The organism is Pseudomonas sp. 5.2, assembly GCF_059025405.1.
In genome coordinates, this window is record NZ_JBYBHH010000023.1 from 35151 (window position 1) to 50210 (window position 15060).

13 protein-coding genes are annotated in these 15060 nt (G+C 64.4%); 1 reads left to right on the forward strand and 12 read right to left on the reverse strand.

What is annotated here, in order from left to right; translation table 11 throughout:
• Positions 1-119: 119 nt before the first annotated feature.
• From AC5PZ0_RS26180 to AC5PZ0_RS26235, 12 genes are all read right to left on the reverse strand, one after another.
• Positions 120-668, reverse strand: coding sequence for a hypothetical protein (locus AC5PZ0_RS26180; RefSeq protein ID WP_027595752.1), 549 nt, complete (start codon positions 666-668; stop codon positions 120-122).
• Between the two features lie 29 nt (positions 669-697).
• Positions 698-1402: a TetR/AcrR family transcriptional regulator gene (locus tag AC5PZ0_RS26185; RefSeq protein ID WP_027595751.1), complete on the reverse strand. Its 705-nt coding sequence runs from the start codon at positions 1400-1402 to the stop codon at positions 698-700.
• A gap of 193 nt (positions 1403-1595) precedes the next feature.
• Positions 1596-3098 carry a lysine--tRNA ligase gene (lysS, locus tag AC5PZ0_RS26190; protein WP_027595750.1) on the reverse strand — a complete coding sequence of 501 codons (1503 nt, stop codon included), beginning with the start codon at positions 3096-3098 and terminating at the stop codon, positions 1596-1598.
• Positions 3099-3191: 93 nt separating this feature from the next.
• Positions 3192-4287 (reverse strand): peptide chain release factor 2 gene (gene prfB / locus AC5PZ0_RS26195; RefSeq protein WP_493856034.1). Its coding sequence is split into 2 segments (ribosomal slippage): positions 3192-4214 and positions 4216-4287, totalling 1095 coding nucleotides; the frame shifts between segments, so codons are not numbered across the junction.
• Between the two features lie 127 nt (positions 4288-4414).
• Positions 4415-5419, reverse strand: a complete 1005-nt coding sequence (gene wspR, locus AC5PZ0_RS26200) for a Wsp signal transduction system regulator diguanylate cyclase WspR (protein ID WP_027595748.1) — start codon at positions 5417-5419, stop codon at positions 4415-4417.
• Positions 5420-5470: 51 nt separating this feature from the next.
• On the reverse strand, positions 5471-6484 hold the full coding sequence (gene wspF / locus AC5PZ0_RS26205) for a Wsp signal transduction system protein-glutamate methylesterase WspF (protein ID WP_027595747.1): 1014 nt from the start codon (positions 6482-6484) through the stop codon (positions 5471-5473).
• Positions 6481-8784 carry a hybrid sensor histidine kinase/response regulator gene (locus AC5PZ0_RS26210; RefSeq protein WP_265969390.1) on the reverse strand — a complete coding sequence of 768 codons (2304 nt, stop codon included), beginning with the start codon at positions 8782-8784 and terminating at the stop codon, positions 6481-6483. The genes wspF and AC5PZ0_RS26210 overlap by 4 nt, the downstream gene beginning before the upstream one ends.
• Positions 8781-9446: a chemotaxis protein CheW gene (locus AC5PZ0_RS26215; RefSeq protein WP_238216430.1), complete on the reverse strand. Its 666-nt coding sequence runs from the start codon at positions 9444-9446 to the stop codon at positions 8781-8783. Before AC5PZ0_RS26215 ends, AC5PZ0_RS26210 begins: the two co-directional genes overlap by 4 nt.
• The gene (locus AC5PZ0_RS26220; protein WP_493856035.1) at positions 9443-10717 is read right to left on the reverse strand and encodes a CheR family methyltransferase; all 1275 of its coding nucleotides are present in this window, start codon (positions 10715-10717) and stop codon (positions 9443-9445) included. The genes AC5PZ0_RS26215 and AC5PZ0_RS26220 overlap by 4 nt, the downstream gene beginning before the upstream one ends.
• Positions 10714-11232: a chemotaxis protein CheW gene (locus tag AC5PZ0_RS26225; protein ID WP_493856036.1), complete on the reverse strand. Its 519-nt coding sequence runs from the start codon at positions 11230-11232 to the stop codon at positions 10714-10716. The genes AC5PZ0_RS26220 and AC5PZ0_RS26225 overlap by 4 nt, the downstream gene beginning before the upstream one ends.
• 5 nt (positions 11233-11237) lie before the next feature.
• Positions 11238-12860 (reverse strand): methyl-accepting chemotaxis protein, encoded by a 1623-nt coding sequence (locus AC5PZ0_RS26230; protein WP_099428466.1) that lies wholly within the window; start codon positions 12858-12860, stop codon positions 11238-11240.
• Positions 12861-12988: 128 nt separating this feature from the next.
• Entirely contained in the window at positions 12989-13687 is a 699-nt protein-coding gene (locus AC5PZ0_RS26235; RefSeq protein ID WP_085272725.1) for a tellurite resistance TerB family protein, read from the reverse strand.
• A gap of 217 nt (positions 13688-13904) precedes the next feature.
• Here AC5PZ0_RS26235 and ydcS point away from each other — a divergent pair, with 217 nt between their 5' ends.
• A complete protein-coding gene (ydcS, locus tag AC5PZ0_RS26240; protein WP_027595740.1) occupies positions 13905-15056 on the forward strand; it encodes a putative ABC transporter substrate-binding protein YdcS in 1152 nt (383 codons plus the stop codon).
• Positions 15057-15060 lie beyond the last annotated feature (4 nt).

A 15060-nucleotide genomic window follows, 5' to 3' on the forward strand; every position in this document is an offset into this window, starting at 1 on the left:
GCGAAGAGGCCTTTATCGGCAACAAATATCTGTTGTCTTACCGGCCCTTTCGCAGCACAAGGCTGCTCCTACCGGGATCGCATTGCAGTTTCAAACCCTGAAAAGCACGGCAGAGGTCATTACTTGCCGGAGCGCTGGAAGCGTGCCACCTCGACGAACAGGTCGGAGTTGGCCGGGTCGTCCAGGTAGGCCAGCACCCGCGCCGAGGGGCTGTCGATGAGCACGCCCTCGCCGTTGTCTTCCGGCACTTCGGTGTTGCGCCCGGTCAGCTCTTTGTTTTTCACGGCCTGCTGCACCTGCTCGACATCCAGGTTGTACACCACCAGTTCCTTGCCATCGACGACTTCAAAACCGCCAATCAGGAAATTGCCACCCAGGCGCTTGGGCACACCGGCCGAGAGGTACCAGCGGTTGCCGTGGCGCGAGACGGTGAAGACGTACTCTTCGGGGGCTTTGCCCTTGGCCGTGGCCACCGCTTTGTAGGCATCGCCGCCACTGCGGCTGATCGACAGCTTCAGCGGTTCGCCCCAGGCGTCCTTGCTGCTCCACTTGCCGAGCAGGGCCTTGGGCGCGGCCTGGTTGCTCGGCAAGGGCTCATGGAAGGTCACCAGACAACCGCCCAGCAGCAGGAATGACAGCGTCAACAGCACCACACGCCAGGCTTTCATCAGGTTCTCCTTGAAAATAAGGTCTCAGCTCAAGCCGATGCCAACACCAGGTGCAGGTAACGGGTAAGCATAGCGAGCATCTGCCCATCGGCTTGCGCGTTCGCATCCTTGAGCAGGCCCTGATATTCCATCTGCTCGATAATCGCCGTCAACATTTGGGCGTCTTGTTCCGGTTGCCGTGAGCCGACCACCTGCAGCAATTGCCGGGTGCCGTGCAGCAGAATCTGGTCGTGGGCGCACACCAGCTCGGCCAAACGCGGGCACAGCAGCGCCTCCTGACGGAAGGCCTGCTCGGCCATCAGAAAGTCGCGCCGGTTAAGCAACTGACGCGACACATAGTCAGCGGTCATGCTTGCCACTTCGTCAGCCAGACGCGCCCGCGCCTGCGGGCTGCCATCGCCCTGGGCGAGCATCTGGCGCAGCACCACCTCGGTGTTGGCCCAGAGCTTGGCCATGTAGGCGGCGCTGCGCTCGACGTACTGGGCGAAGGTATCGGTGAGCAGGTCCTCGATGTCCTTGAAGTAATAGGTGGTGGCCGACAACGGCACACCCGCCTCGGCGGCCACGGCACGGTGGCGCACACCGCGCACACCATCGCGCACGACGATGCGCATGGCGGCGTCGAGGATCAGCTGGCGGCGCTGCTCGCTGCCTTGGCGGGCGGTCTTGCGGCCCTGGTACTGCACACTTTCAGCGACGGCGGTGGCGATGCCGGCGGCGCCTTGCTCAGCGATTGCGGGGGTCACGGGGGTACCTCATGAACAGGGGTTGTCAGTACCGGCCCTTTCGCGGGCAAGCCCGCTCCCACAGGGATCGTACCGCGCGCAATTCCTGTGGGAGCGGGCTTGCCCGCGAAGGGGCCGGTGCAGACAACATAAGGCTTCAGGCAAGAAAAAGCCGCCCCTAGAGGCGGCTTTCTCAGATCACTCAGGCCTGCGGACGCATATGTGGGAACAGGATCACATCGCGAATCGACGGCGAGTTGGTCAGCAGCATCACCAGGCGGTCGATGCCGATGCCTTCACCGGCGGTTGGCGGCATGCCGTATTCCAGGGCGCGGACGAAGTCGGCATCGTAGTGCATGGCTTCGTCGTCACCGGCATCCTTCTCGGCCACCTGGGCCAGGAAGCGCTCAGCCTGGTCTTCGGCATCGTTCAGCTCGGAGTAGGCGTTGGCGATTTCGCGGCCACCGATGAACAGCTCGAAGCGGTCGGTCACGGCCGGGTTGTCGTCGTTGCGACGGGCCAGCGGCGACACTTCGAACGGGTACTCGGTGATGAAGTGCGGCTGCTCCAGCTTGTGCTCGACCAACTCTTCGAAAATCATCACTTGCAGCTTGCCCAGGCCTTCGTGACCCAGCACCTTGGCACCGGCCTTTTTGGCGATGTCACGGGCACGGTCGACGTCTTGCAGGTCGGCAGCGGTCAGCTCAGGGTTGTACTTGAGGATCGAGTCGAACACCGACAGGCGCACGAACGGCTCGCCGAAGTGGAACACCTTGTCGCCGTACGGCACGTCGGTGCTGCCCAGCACCAGCTGCGCCAACTCGCGGAACAGCTCTTCGGTGAGGTCCATGTTGTCGGTGTAGTCAGCGTAGGCCTGGTAGAACTCGAGCATGGTGAACTCGGGGTTGTGCCGGGTCGAAACGCCTTCGTTACGGAAGTTGCGGTTGATCTCGAAAACTTTCTCGAAACCACCGACTACCAGACGCTTGAGGTACAGCTCCGGCGCGATGCGCAGGAACATGGCCATGTCCAAGGCGTTGTGGTGGGTTTCGAACGGCTTGGCCGCTGCGCCGCCAGGGATGGTCTGCAGCATCGGCGTCTCGACTTCGAGGAAGTCGCGCTCGATCAGGAATTTGCGGATGTGCGAAATCACCTGCGAGCGAACACGGAAGGTGTGGCGGGTTTCTTCGTTGACCATCAGGTCGACGTAACGCTGACGGTAGCGCTGCTCGGTGTCGGTCAGGCCATGGTGCTTGTCGGGCAGCGGGCGCAGCGACTTGGTCAGCAGGCGCACGTTGGTCATTTCGACGTACAGGTCACCTTTGCCGGAGCGGGCCAGGGTGCCCTCGGCGCTGATGATGTCGCCCAGGTCCCAGGTCTTGACGGCGGCCAGGGTTTCTTCCGGCAGGGTCTTGCGGTTGACGTAGACCTGGATGCGGCCAGTCATGTCCTGGATGACCATGAACGAGCCACGGTTGAGCATGATGCGCCCGGCAACCTTGACCGGAATCGCTGCAGCTTCCAGTTCTTCCTTGGTCTTGTCGGCGTACTGCTTCTGCAGGTCGTTGCAGTAGCTGTCGCGACGGAAGTCATTGGGGAAGGCATTGCCCTTGGCGCGCTCTGCGGCAAGTTTTTCCTTGCGCAGGGCGATCAGGGCGTTTTCTTCCTGTTGCAGGTCTTGCGGTGCGCTATTGAGGTCGCTCATGTCGTCATTCTTTCCATCAGGTATTCGTTGCCCTTTTCGGGCAGGGCACGCGATGCCGGCGGGTAGCCAGGCATCGCGGCAGTGGTGTGCGGCTTACAGCCCTTGCTTGAGGCTCGCTTCCAGGTACTGGTCGAGGTCGCCGTCCAGCACCTTCTGGCAGTCGCTGCGCTCAACGCCGGTCCGCAAGTCCTTGATGCGCGAGTCATCCAGTACGTAGGAGCGGATCTGGTGGCCCCAACCGATGTCCGACTTGCTGTCTTCCAGCGCCTGGGAAGCGGCGTTGCGCTTCTGCATCTCCAGCTCGTACAACTTGGCCCGCAGCATTTTCATGGCGGTGTCTTTGTTGGCGTGCTGGGAGCGTTCGTTCTGGCAAGCCACCACGGTGTTGGTCGGCACGTGGGTAATACGCACCGCGGAGTCGGTGGTGTTTACGTGCTGACCACCGGCGCCTGAGGAGCGGTAGGTGTCGACGCGCAGGTCGGACGGGTTGATGTCGATTTCGACCTTGTCGTCGATCTCGGGCGACACGAATACCGCCGAGAACGAGGTGTGGCGACGGGCGCCGGAGTCGAACGGGCTCTTGCGAACCAGGCGGTGCACGCCGATTTCGGTGCGCAACCAGCCGAAGGCATATTCGCCCTTGATGTGCACGGTGGCGCCCTTGATGCCGGCGACTTCACCTTCGGAGAGCTCGATGATGGTGGCGTCGAAACCGCGCTTGTCGGCCCAGCGCAGGTACATGCGCAGCAGGATGTTGGCCCAGTCCTGTGCTTCGGTACCGCCGGAGCCGGCCTGGATGTCCAGGTAGGCGTTGTTCATGTCCATCTCGCCGCTGAACATGCGACGGAACTCAAGCTGGGCCAGTTTTTCTTCCAGGCCTTCCAGCTCGGTCACGACGTCGCCGACGGCGCTTTCGTCCTCTTCCTCGACGGCCATGTCGAGCAGGTCCTTGCAGTCGGCCAGGCCGTTGGCCATCTTGTCCAACGTCTCGACGACCTGTGCCAGCATGGCACGTTCGCGGCCCAGGGCCTGGGCATACTCAGGCTTGTTCCAGACGGCCGGGTCTTCCAGCTCGCGGTTGACTTCGATCAGGCGGTCATGCTTTTGATCGTAGTCAAAGATACCCCCGAATTGACTGGGAACGCTCGGTGAGGTCCTTGATGGTGTTCAGGATCGGTTGGATTTCCATGGGCGACGGCTCTCGTGCGAATTCGGTGAAAAGCCTGCGAGTATAACCGAGTCCAACGCATGGCGGCAGACCCGCCGGGCGGTACCCTGCACCCGGAACTACGACGCACTACGCCGCAGCCGCAACCTCAAGCGATACCCACCTGGTTACGCCCCCCATTCTTGGCCAGGTACAGCCCCTTGTCCGCCGCCGAAATCAACTGCCGGCAATGCCCGCCCACCGCCGGTGTCTGGGTCGCCAGGCCAATGCTCACCGTCAACCGCGAATCCGCCGCTGGCGCCGTGTGCGGTATGCCCAATGCCAACACCGTCTGGCGCAGTTTCTCGGCAATCAGCCGCGCCCCGCCTGGGGACGTATTGGGCAACACCAAGGCAAACTCCTCGCCGCCATAACGCGCCGGCAGATCAGTCGGCCGCGAGCACGAGCCACGGATCGCTTCAGCCACTTGGCGCAACGCCTCATCACCCGCCAAATGCCCGAAACTGTCGTTGTAGGCCTTGAAGTAGTCCACATCGATCATCAACAACGACAACTGCTGCTGCTCACGCATGGCCCGGCGCCATTCCAGCTCCAGGTATTCGTCGAAGTGCCGCCGGTTGGACAGCCCGGTCAGGCCATCGGAGTTCATCAACCGCTGCAGCATCAGGTTGGAATCGAGCAACTGCTGCTGGCTGACCCGTAGGGCGCGGTACGCCTCGTCACGCTGGAGCAACGTCAGGTAGGAACGCGAGTGGTAGCGAATGCGCGCCACCAGTTCGATGTTGTCCGGCAACTTGACCAGGTAGTCGTTGGCCCCCGCAGCAAACGCCGCGCTCTTCACCAGCGGGTCTTCCTTGGTCGACAGGACGATGATCGGGATATCCTGGGTAGCCGGGTTGTTGCGGTACTCACGCACCAGCGTCAGCCCATCCAGGCCCGGCATGATCAGGTCCTGCAGGATCACCGTCGGCTTGATGCGCATGGCCTGGGCCACGGCCTGGTGCGGGTCGGCGCAGAAATGGAAGTCGATGTTGTCTTCATGGGCCAGGCCACGACGCACCGCCTCGCCGATCATTGCCTGATCGTCGACCAACAGCACCATCGCCGAGTTCTCGTTGGTGGTCGCGAAACCTTCGATCGGTAGATCATTCATGCCTATTCACCTGATCACCGCCGACCAGGCGGCGTGATTCATTACATATCGTCATTTTGCAAAGAATTCCATCAATCGCCCGGCGATTCGCTCCAGCGGGCGGATTTCCACCGCCGCGTCAATCGCCGCGGCGGCCTTGGGCATGCCGTATACGGCACTGCTGGCCTGGTCCTGGGCGATGGTCAGGAAGCCCTGCTGGCGCATCTGTTTGAGGCCCTGGGCACCGTCGCGGCCCATGCCGGTGAGCAGCACACCCACCGCATCGCCGCTCCAGTAGCGTGCCACGCTCTCGAAGAACACATCGATCGAAGGCCGGTAGATTTCGTTGACGGGTTCGGCAGTGTAGGCCAGCTGACCATTTTGCAGCAGGCGGATATGGTGGTTGGTGCCCGCCAGCAAGACTTGCCCCGGCTGCGGCGGCTCGCCCTCACGGGCCAGGCGCACCGGCAGGCCGGCAGCGCTGCTGAGCCATTCGGCCATGCCTGCGGCGAATACCTGGTCGACGTGCTGGACCAGCACGATGGCCGCCGGGAATGCCGGCGGCAAGCCCTTGAGCAGCACCTCAAGGGCGGCCGGGCCGCCGGCCGACGAACCGATTGCCACCAAGCCACGACGCTGGGATGCCTCGCGCAATGGCGTGGCAACCGGGCGCGCGGCCGGCGTGCGCTGCTGGCCTATCAGCCAGCCGATGTTGAGGATCTTGCGCAGCAGTGGCGCCGCCGCCTCACGGGCATCGCCCGCGCCCAAGGCCGGGGTATCGACCACATCCAGCGCGCCATGGCCCATGGCCTCGAACACCCGGTGCACGTTCTGCTTGCGGTCGACCGTGACGATGACGATGGCGCAGGGGGTTTCGGCCATGATCCGCCGCGTCGCCTCTACCCCATCCATCACCGGCATGATCAAGTCCATGAGGATCAGGTCTGGCTGCTGCTCGGCGCACCGCTGCACCGCCTCGGCGCCGTTGCCCGCCACCCAGATCACCTGGTGCGCGGGCTCGAAGGCCAGCGCCCGGCGCAACGCCTCCACCGCCATGGGCATATCGTTGACGATGGCGATCTTCATCCCTGAGCACCTCCAATCAGCTCCACCACAGCATCCAGCAACGCATCGTCGTGGAAACTGGCCTTTGCCAAATAGTAGTCGGCGCCAGCGTCCAGGCCACGCCGCCGGTCTTCCTCACGGTCCTTGTACGACACCACCATCACCGGCAGCGATTGCAGGCGCTGGTCCCGGCGTACCAGGGTGACCAGTTCGATGCCATCCATGCGCGGCATGTCGATGTCGGTGATCAGCAAGTCGAAGTCTTCGCCGCGCAGGGCATTCCAGCCGTCCATGCCATCCACCGCCACAGCCACTTCGTAACCGCGGTTACCCAACAGTTTGCGCTGCAGTTCGCGCACGGTGAGCGAGTCGTCGACCACCAGGATGCGCTTGCGCGCCAGGCCGCGGGTGCCACTGTTGCCCCGCTCGATGCGCTCCAGGCTGCCGGTACTGAGCAGTTTTTCCACCGAACGCAGCAGGTCTTCGACGTCGACGATCAGCACCACCGAGCCATCGTCGAGCAATGCCCCGGAGGAGATGTCCTGGACCTTGCCCAGGCGCGGATCTAGGGGCATCACCACCAGCACCCGCTCCCCGATCAAGCGTTCCACGGCTACCCCGTAGAGTTGCTCGCGCTCTCGAATCACCACCACCCGCAGGCTGCTTTCCTCGGTTTGCCCTGCCGGGCGATTGAGCAACTGGCTGGCCGCCACCAGGCCGATGTGCCGCCCTTCATGCCAAAAATGCTGACGCCCTTCGATCTGCACGATCTGCTCGGCCGTCACCTCCAGCGTGCGTTCGATGTGCGCGAGCGGGAAGGCATAGGCTTCGCCGCCCACTTCCACCACCAGGCTGCGCACCACCGACAACGTCAGCGGCACCTGCAGGTGGAAGCGGCAGCCCTGCCCGGCCAGCTGGGTCAATTCGATCGACCCGCGCAGCTCGCGGATCATGTGTTGCACGGCGTCCAGGCCAACCCCGCGCCCTGACACCTCAGTCACCTTGTCGCGCAGGCTGAAGCCGGGCAGGAACAAGAACGTGATCAGCTCGGCCTCGCTCATCCGAGCCACGGTGTCGGCCGGCGACATGGCCCGTTCGACGATAGCGCTGCGCAGGCGCTCCAGGTCGATGCCGGCGCCATCGTCGATCAGCTCGAGGCTGAGCATGCCGGCCTGGTGCGAGGCACGCAGGCGAATCACGCCCTCCTGCGCCTTGCCTGCCAGCAGGCGCCGCTCTGGCAGTTCGATGCCATGGTCGACCGCATTACGCAGCAGGTGGGTCAGCGGCGCTTCGAGCTTTTCCAGCACATCGCGGTCGACCTGGGTCTTTTCGCCTTCGATGACCAAGCGCACCGGCTTGCCCAGAGACCGGCCAAGGTCACGGACCATGCGGCTCTGCCCGGCCAGAACGTCGGCAAAGGGCCGCATCCGGCAGGCCAGCGCCGTGTCATAGAGCAATTGCGCACGCTGGCTGGCCTGCCAGCCGAACTCGTCGAGGTCGGCGGCCTGCTGCTGCAGAATCTGCTGGGTCTCGACCAACAAGCGCTGGGTCTGGGCCAGGGCTTCGAGCACCTCGCTGCTCTGGCCACTGTCCTCCAGTTGCATGCGCAAACCATCGAGTGCCTGCATCCCTTGGCCATGCATGCGCTTGAGGCGCTGCAGGGTGGCCAGGTAAGGCTTGAGCCGCTGGGTCTCGACCAACGACTTGCTGGACAGGTCGAGCAAGCTGTTGAGGCGGTCGGCCGTGACCCGCAGCACCCGCTCAGCGCCTTCGCCGGCGCGTTTACCGGCCTTGCGCCGCGGCGCGGGCTCAAGCTCGACGTCCACGTCCATGGGCTCGGGGGCCATCGCCAAGGGCTCGACAGGCAGGGTTGGCACGGGCGCTGTCGGCGACGGCATGGCCATCGCCATTGGCAGCGACGCTGGTGCCGCGCCCGGGTCCAGCAAGCTGGCCATCTGCGCGAGGAACACCGGCAGTGTCGCTTGGGCGCCCGCGTCACCCGGCGTGGCGATGCGCATCAACAGGTCGGTCCCCTGCAGCAGCGCATCGATATGCTCGGCGCTCAGCCGCAAGCGGCCTTCCTGCGCCGCCACCAGGCAGTCCTCCATCACGTGGGCCACGCTCACGCCAGCATCGACCCCGACAATACGTGCTGCCCCCTTCAGGGAGTGGGCCGCGCGCATGCAGGCCTCCAGCTGGTCGGCCTGGGTGGGGTTGCGTTCCAGCGCCATCAGGCCGGCGCTGAGTACCTGGGTCTGCGCCTCGGCTTCCAGGCTGAACAGCTCGAGCAACGATGCGTCGCGCATTTGCTCTGGGGTCATGACAGGCTCCGCTGCACCGCAGACAGTAAGTGTTGATCGTCCAGCACCCGCACACTGCGGCCGCGCCACTGCAGCACCGCCGCGGTGAAGTGGGTAGCGTCCTGGCCACTGCCCAGCAGCGTCGGGTCAAGCCGGTGAATGCCGTCGATTTCCTCGACCGCCATCACCACCGGCCCCCCTTCGGCAGCCAGGATCAGCATGCGCGGCATCTCGCGGCCGCTGCGTTGCTGCCCAGCAGCCGGCTGCACACCCAGCAAGTCAGCCAGCGACAGGCACGGCACCAATGCACCGCGCACATTGGCAACGCCCTGCAGCATTCGGGAACGCTGGTGCGGCAGCGAATGCACCGCCTGCAAGGGGGCGATTTCAGCCAGGCAGGCGGTCGCCAAGGCCAGCCATTCTTCGCCGAGCCTGAACAGCAGCATGGAGCGGCCAACCGATTCCTCGGCCGCTGGCGCAACTGCGGCGTGGTCATCCTGCAGCAGGGCATAACGGTCGAGCAGGCGCGTGGCGGCAGCGGCATACACGTCACAGTTGCGGCAATGAATATGCCGCTCCAGCAGCGGGCACTGTTTGTCACCGTGCACGCCGATGCGGTTCCAGCAGTCGTCGATGCGCTCGTCGGCCTGCGCAAGCAGTTGCATCGCGGATTCACCCCTCATCGTTCAGGCTCCCGTCCCGCCCGTGCAGCACGCGCCTGCAAACGCTGGGCGCCTGCCAGGTCGCCCTGGGCCGCGAGCAAGGCCGCCAGGTGCACCAAGGCTTCGGGGTGCTGCGGCTCCAGGTACAGGGCCTTGCGATAGTGGGTAAGCGCCTGGCCGGCGTCGCCTTCGGTATCACTGAGCAAGCCCAGCCAGTAGTAAACCTGCGCAGTCGGCGCGAACTGGCTCAAGTAGCGCTGGCAGGCGGCACGCGCCTGCGCACTGGCGCCCGCGTTGGCATGCCGGGCAATACTGGCCAGCAGTTCGGCTTCGTTCTCGCCTTTGCTGTCCGCTGGCAGTGGCGCCTTGGCAGTGAACGGAAGCGCTCGCAACGGCCGCGCCAATGACGGCGTCGGCGGCGGGTACACGGGCAGGGGCAAAGGCGGCAGCGCGCGCTTGGCTGGCGGCGCGGGCAGTGCGCGGGCCGGTGCCACAGCGCCCTCCTGACGCACGTAGGCGAACGATTGAGCGATACCCAGCGGGCGCATGCCCAGCCGCGCCAGCAAGCTGCCTTCGGCAGGCCCGATAAACAGCACACCCTGCGGATGAGCCAGGCGTTTGAGCACCTCGAACACGCGCTGCTGGGTGGCCACGTCGAAATAAATCAACAGATTGCGACAGAACACGAAGTCGTACAGGCCATCGCGGCTGGCCAGGGCCGGGTCCAGCACATTGCCCACTTGCAGGCTGACTTGCTGACGCACGCGATCATGCAAGCGGTGGCCGTCACCGAGCGCATCGAAAAAGCGCTCGCGAAAGCCCAGGTCGCTGCCGCGAAACGCATTGCGCCCGTAAACCGCCTGCTCACCCTTGGCCACCGAAAGGGGGCTGATGTCGATGCCATCGATCACGAACGCGCCAGGGCTCATGCCGCCATCGAGCAGCGCCATGGCCAGGGAATAAGGTTCCTCGCCGGTCGAGCACGGCAGGCTGAGCAGCCGCACCGGGCGTGCGCCGGCCAGTTCTGCCAGGCGCTTATGGGCCAGGCCCACCAGGGCCGTGAAGGATTCTGGATAACGGAAGAACCAAGTCTCGGGGACGATGACCGCCTCGATCAGGGCCTGTTGCTCGTCCGCCGACTGCTGCAGGCGCAGCCAGTAGTCGTCCAGGTCCACGGCGTTCACGGCACTGCAGCGCTGGCGCAAGGCACGCTCGACCATCGGCGCACCTACCGACTCCACGTCCAGGCCGATGCGCTCGTGCAGATAGCGGAAGAAACGCTGTTCAATCATGTCGGCATTCCTGGCGCAGAGGCCCCGCGTTCATCGGCAAACAACAGCTCACGCACGGCATCAGTCAGCAGGTCATCAACGGCGATGCGCTGCACCAGGCCCTGGGCATCCTGGCGCACGGGCCCCAGGTACGGTGCGTCGCCGTTGTCCAAGCCATACGGCTGGAATTCTTCGGGGCGGCAACGCAAGGTCTCGGTGGCCTGTTCAAGGATCAGCCCAAGCTGCAGGTCGCCCCGGTAACGCACCAGCACCAGCCGCGTGCTGGTGCGTTGCGCCGCCGCCTGGCCAAAGCTCAGTGCCGACAGGTCGACCACCGGCACCAGTGCGCCGCGGTGCGCAAGGATGCCCGCGACCCACGACGGCGCTTGGGCAATCGGCTTGAGCGGCCGACGCGGCAGCACCTCGATCACCTCGTGCACGTCCAGGGCAAAACGCTGGTCAGCGATGCGAAACTGCAGGTACAACGCGCCCTTGGCGTCGCTTGCCTGCGCTGCGCGGGATTGCAGGTCGTTCATGGTCGTCAGACTTTGAATCGCGACACGCCGCCACGCAGGCCTGCTGCCACCTGGCTGAGCTCGTCAATGGCAAAACTGGCCTGGCGCAGCGACTCGACCGTCTGGGTGCTGGCATCGCTCAGCTGGGCCAACGCCTGGTTGATCTGCTCGGCGCCGGTGGCCTGGGCCTGCATGCCCTCGTTGACCATCAGCACACGCGGCGCCAGGGCCTGCACCTGATGGATGATCTGGCTGAGCTGCTCGCCCACTTGCTGCACCTCGAACATGCCGCGGCGCACTTCTTCAGAGAACTTGTCCATGCCCATGACCCCGGCCGACACCGCCGACTGGATTTCGCGCACCATCTGCTCGATGTCGTAGGTGGCCACCGCGGTCTGGTCAGCCAGGCGGCGTACCTCGGTCGCCACCACGGCGAAGCCACGGCCATATTCGCCGGCTTTTTCCGCTTCGATGGCGGCATTGAGCGACAACAGGTTGGTCTGGTCGGCCACCTTGACGATGGTCACCACCATCTGGGTGATGTTGCTGGCCTTTTCGTTGAGGATGCCGAGCTTGGCATTGACCAGGTCGGCGGCGCCCATCACCTGGTGCATGGTTTCTTCCATGCGGGCCAGGCCTTGCTGGCCGGAGCCGGCCAGGCTGGAGGCCTGATCGGCGGCAGAGGTGACCTCGGTCATGGTGCGTACCAGGTCACGCGAAGTGGCGGCGATTTCCCGCGAGGTGGCGCCGATTTCGGTGGTGGTCGCGGCGGTCTCGGTGGCGGTGGCCTGCTGCTGCTTGGACGTGGCGGCGATCTCGGTCACCGAGGTGGTCACCTGCACCGATGACCGCTGGGCCTGGGACACCAGGTTGGCCAGCGCCTCGGCCATTTCGTTGAAGCCGCTTTCGATGGCGCCGAACTCGTCCTTGCGGTCCAGGCTCAGGCGCATGCTCAGGTCACCCGAACGCAGCCTGTCGAGGGCGTGGACGATGCGCTGCATGGGGGCGCTGATGGCGCGCATCAGCAGCAACCCGCAGATCCCGGCGGCAACGATTGCCAGCAGCAGCGAAACCATCATGCTGCCCTTGGCTGTGCTGACGGCGCTGACGATATCGTGGGTGGCGGCGTCGGCCGAGGCACGGTTGTTCTCGATCACGTCGTTGAGGTGCTTGCGGCCATCGACCCACGCCGGGGTGAGCACTTCGATGATCAGCCGTTCGGCTTCGTCATAGTTGCGCTGGCGGTAGGTGTCCAGCACCTGGCCGACGATCTTGATGTAGTTCTGTTCCAGCTGCACGAAGCTGTCGAAGCGGGCCTGGTCGTCGCTGTCCTTGATGGTGTTCTGGTAACTGGCCATGTGCTGCTTGAGGCGGTCCTCGAAGCTCTTGAACAGTTCCAGGTCCGCCGAGGTGATTTCGCGGCGGTTGGACAAGCCCACCAATTGCTGGCTGGTGACGTAGCTGTCGACCCAGGCACTGCGAATCATCGAGCTGTAGTAGACCCCGGGGATGCTGTCGGTCCCCACTGCCTCCTCGGCACTTTCGATCGCCACCAGCCGCGAGTAGGCGGCTACGATCATCAGCAGCATGATGGCGATGATCACGGCGAAACTTGCCAGGATCCGTTGGCGCAAGGTCCAGTTCTTCACATTCAGCCCTCAGGAATTCACAACGAGCGGGAAAAATCGCCGAAGTATAGCCCAGGCATCCTACGCTTTTGCGGCTGAAATGCGGGGTATTCAGGCATCCTTGCCTGATGGACAAGCCAAGTCGCCTGCTATTGGCCTGCGGCGAGCCGCACCTGGCTCTCCAGTTCCTGGCGCAATGCCGGGTCCAGGCGCAGCTGCCGGGCGAGTTCGTCCAGGTAGGCGCGCTCCATGAAGTTTTCCTGATCGACCATCATTACACTGGCCAGGTACATCTCGGCGGCCATTTCCGGTGTTTGCGCAGCACGCGCCACTTCGGCCGGGTCCAGCGGTTTGTTCAGCTCATCGTGCAGCCAGTGTTGCAGTTCGCGGTCGGTGTCCAGGCGGGTGAACTCGCCTTCAATCAAGGCGCGCTCGCGCTCATCGATATGGCCATCGGACTTGGCCGCTGCCACCAGGGCGCGCAGCACCGCCTGGCTGTGCTGCTCGGCCTGGGCCGGTGGCAGGCGGTCGAGGGTTTGCGGCTCGGGCGCCTGCCCTGCCCCCGGCTGGCGCGCCTGCCAGTTGCCGTAGGCCTTGTAGGCCAGCACCCCGAGCGCAGCCAGGCCACCGTAGGTCAGGGCTTTGCCGCCATATTTGCGGGCCTTCTTGCTACCCAGCAACAGGCCCAGCGCCCCTGCCCCCAACGCGCCGCCACCCACGCCGGAGAGCAGGCCGCCAAGGCCACCGGCGCTGGTGCCAGGCTTGCCTGAGCCACCTTTACCGGCCTGTTTTTCGAGCAGTTGCTGGCCGGACTTGAGCAGTTGGTCGAGCAGTCCGCGGGTGTTCATTCAGGTGCCTCCAGACGTCGCAAAAGAATGGCCAGATTAAGCCTTGCCCACGCGATCGCCACGGGGGGATTTGCTTCCGGATGTTGCATTGGCCAGCAAAAAGCCAACTAGACTCGATATCGCCAATACCTCGCGCAATCGCACTACGCTTATAACAATCGCTCCACTGCTTGCTTGATGACTGCCCCGACCCAGATCTCCAAGAAGAGGGAACACCATGTCAGCGCACAAGACCGCATTGCTCGGCGCCATGACTGGCGCGTTGCTCGCCAGCGCCAGCCTGCAGGCCGCCGAACCGCTCAAAGCCCTGGGAGCCGGCGAAGGGCGCCTGGATATCGTCGCCTGGCCCGGCTACATCGAGCGCGGTGAAAGCGACAAGGCCTACGATTGGGTCACCGGCTTTGAAAAGGAAACCGGCTGCAAGGTCAGCGTCAAGACCGCCGCCACCTCGGACGAAATGGTCAGCCTGATGACCAAGGGCGGCTACGACCTGGTCACCGCCTCGGGCGACGCGTCGCTGCGGCTGATCGCCGGCAAGCGGGTACAGCCGATCAACACCGCGCTGATCCCCAACTGGAAGAACATCGACCCGCGCCTGCAAAACGGCGGCTGGTACGTGGTCGACAAGCAAGCCTACGGCACCCCGTACCAATGGGGGCCGAACGTGCTGCTGTACAGCACCACGGTATTCAAGCAGCCGCCGACCAGCTGGGGCGTGGTCTTCGAACCGCAAAACCTGCCCGACGGCAAGCCGAACAAAGGCCGCGTACAAGCCTACGACGGGCCGATCTACATCGCCGATGCGGCGCTGTACCTGAAGTCGGCGAAGCCGGAACTGGGCATCCAGGACCCCTACGAACTGAACGAGACCCAGTACAAGGCGGTGCTCGAACTGTTGCGCCAGCAGCAGCCGCTGATTCACCGCTACTGGCATGACGCCACGGTGCAGATGAGCGATGTGAAGAACGAAGGCGTGGCCGCGTCCAGCTCCTGGGGCTACATGGTCAACGGCCTGAAAGCGGAGAACCAGCCGGTGGCCTCGACCATTCCGAAAGAAGGCGCCACGGGCTGGGCCGACACCACCATGCTGCACAGCGAGGCCAAGCACCCTAACTGTGCCTACAAATGGATGGACTGGTCGCTGCAACCGAAGGTGCAAGGTGATGTGGCGGCCTGGTTCGGCTCGTTGCCCGCGGTGCCTGCGGCCTGCACCGGCAGCGAACTGCTGGGCGCCGAAGGGTGCAAGACCAATGGCTTCGACAACTTCGACAAGATTGCCTTCTGGAAGACCCCGCAGGCACAGGGGGGCAAGTTCGTGCCGTACAGCCGGTGGACGCAGGATTATATTGCGATCATGGGTGGACGCTAAGGTC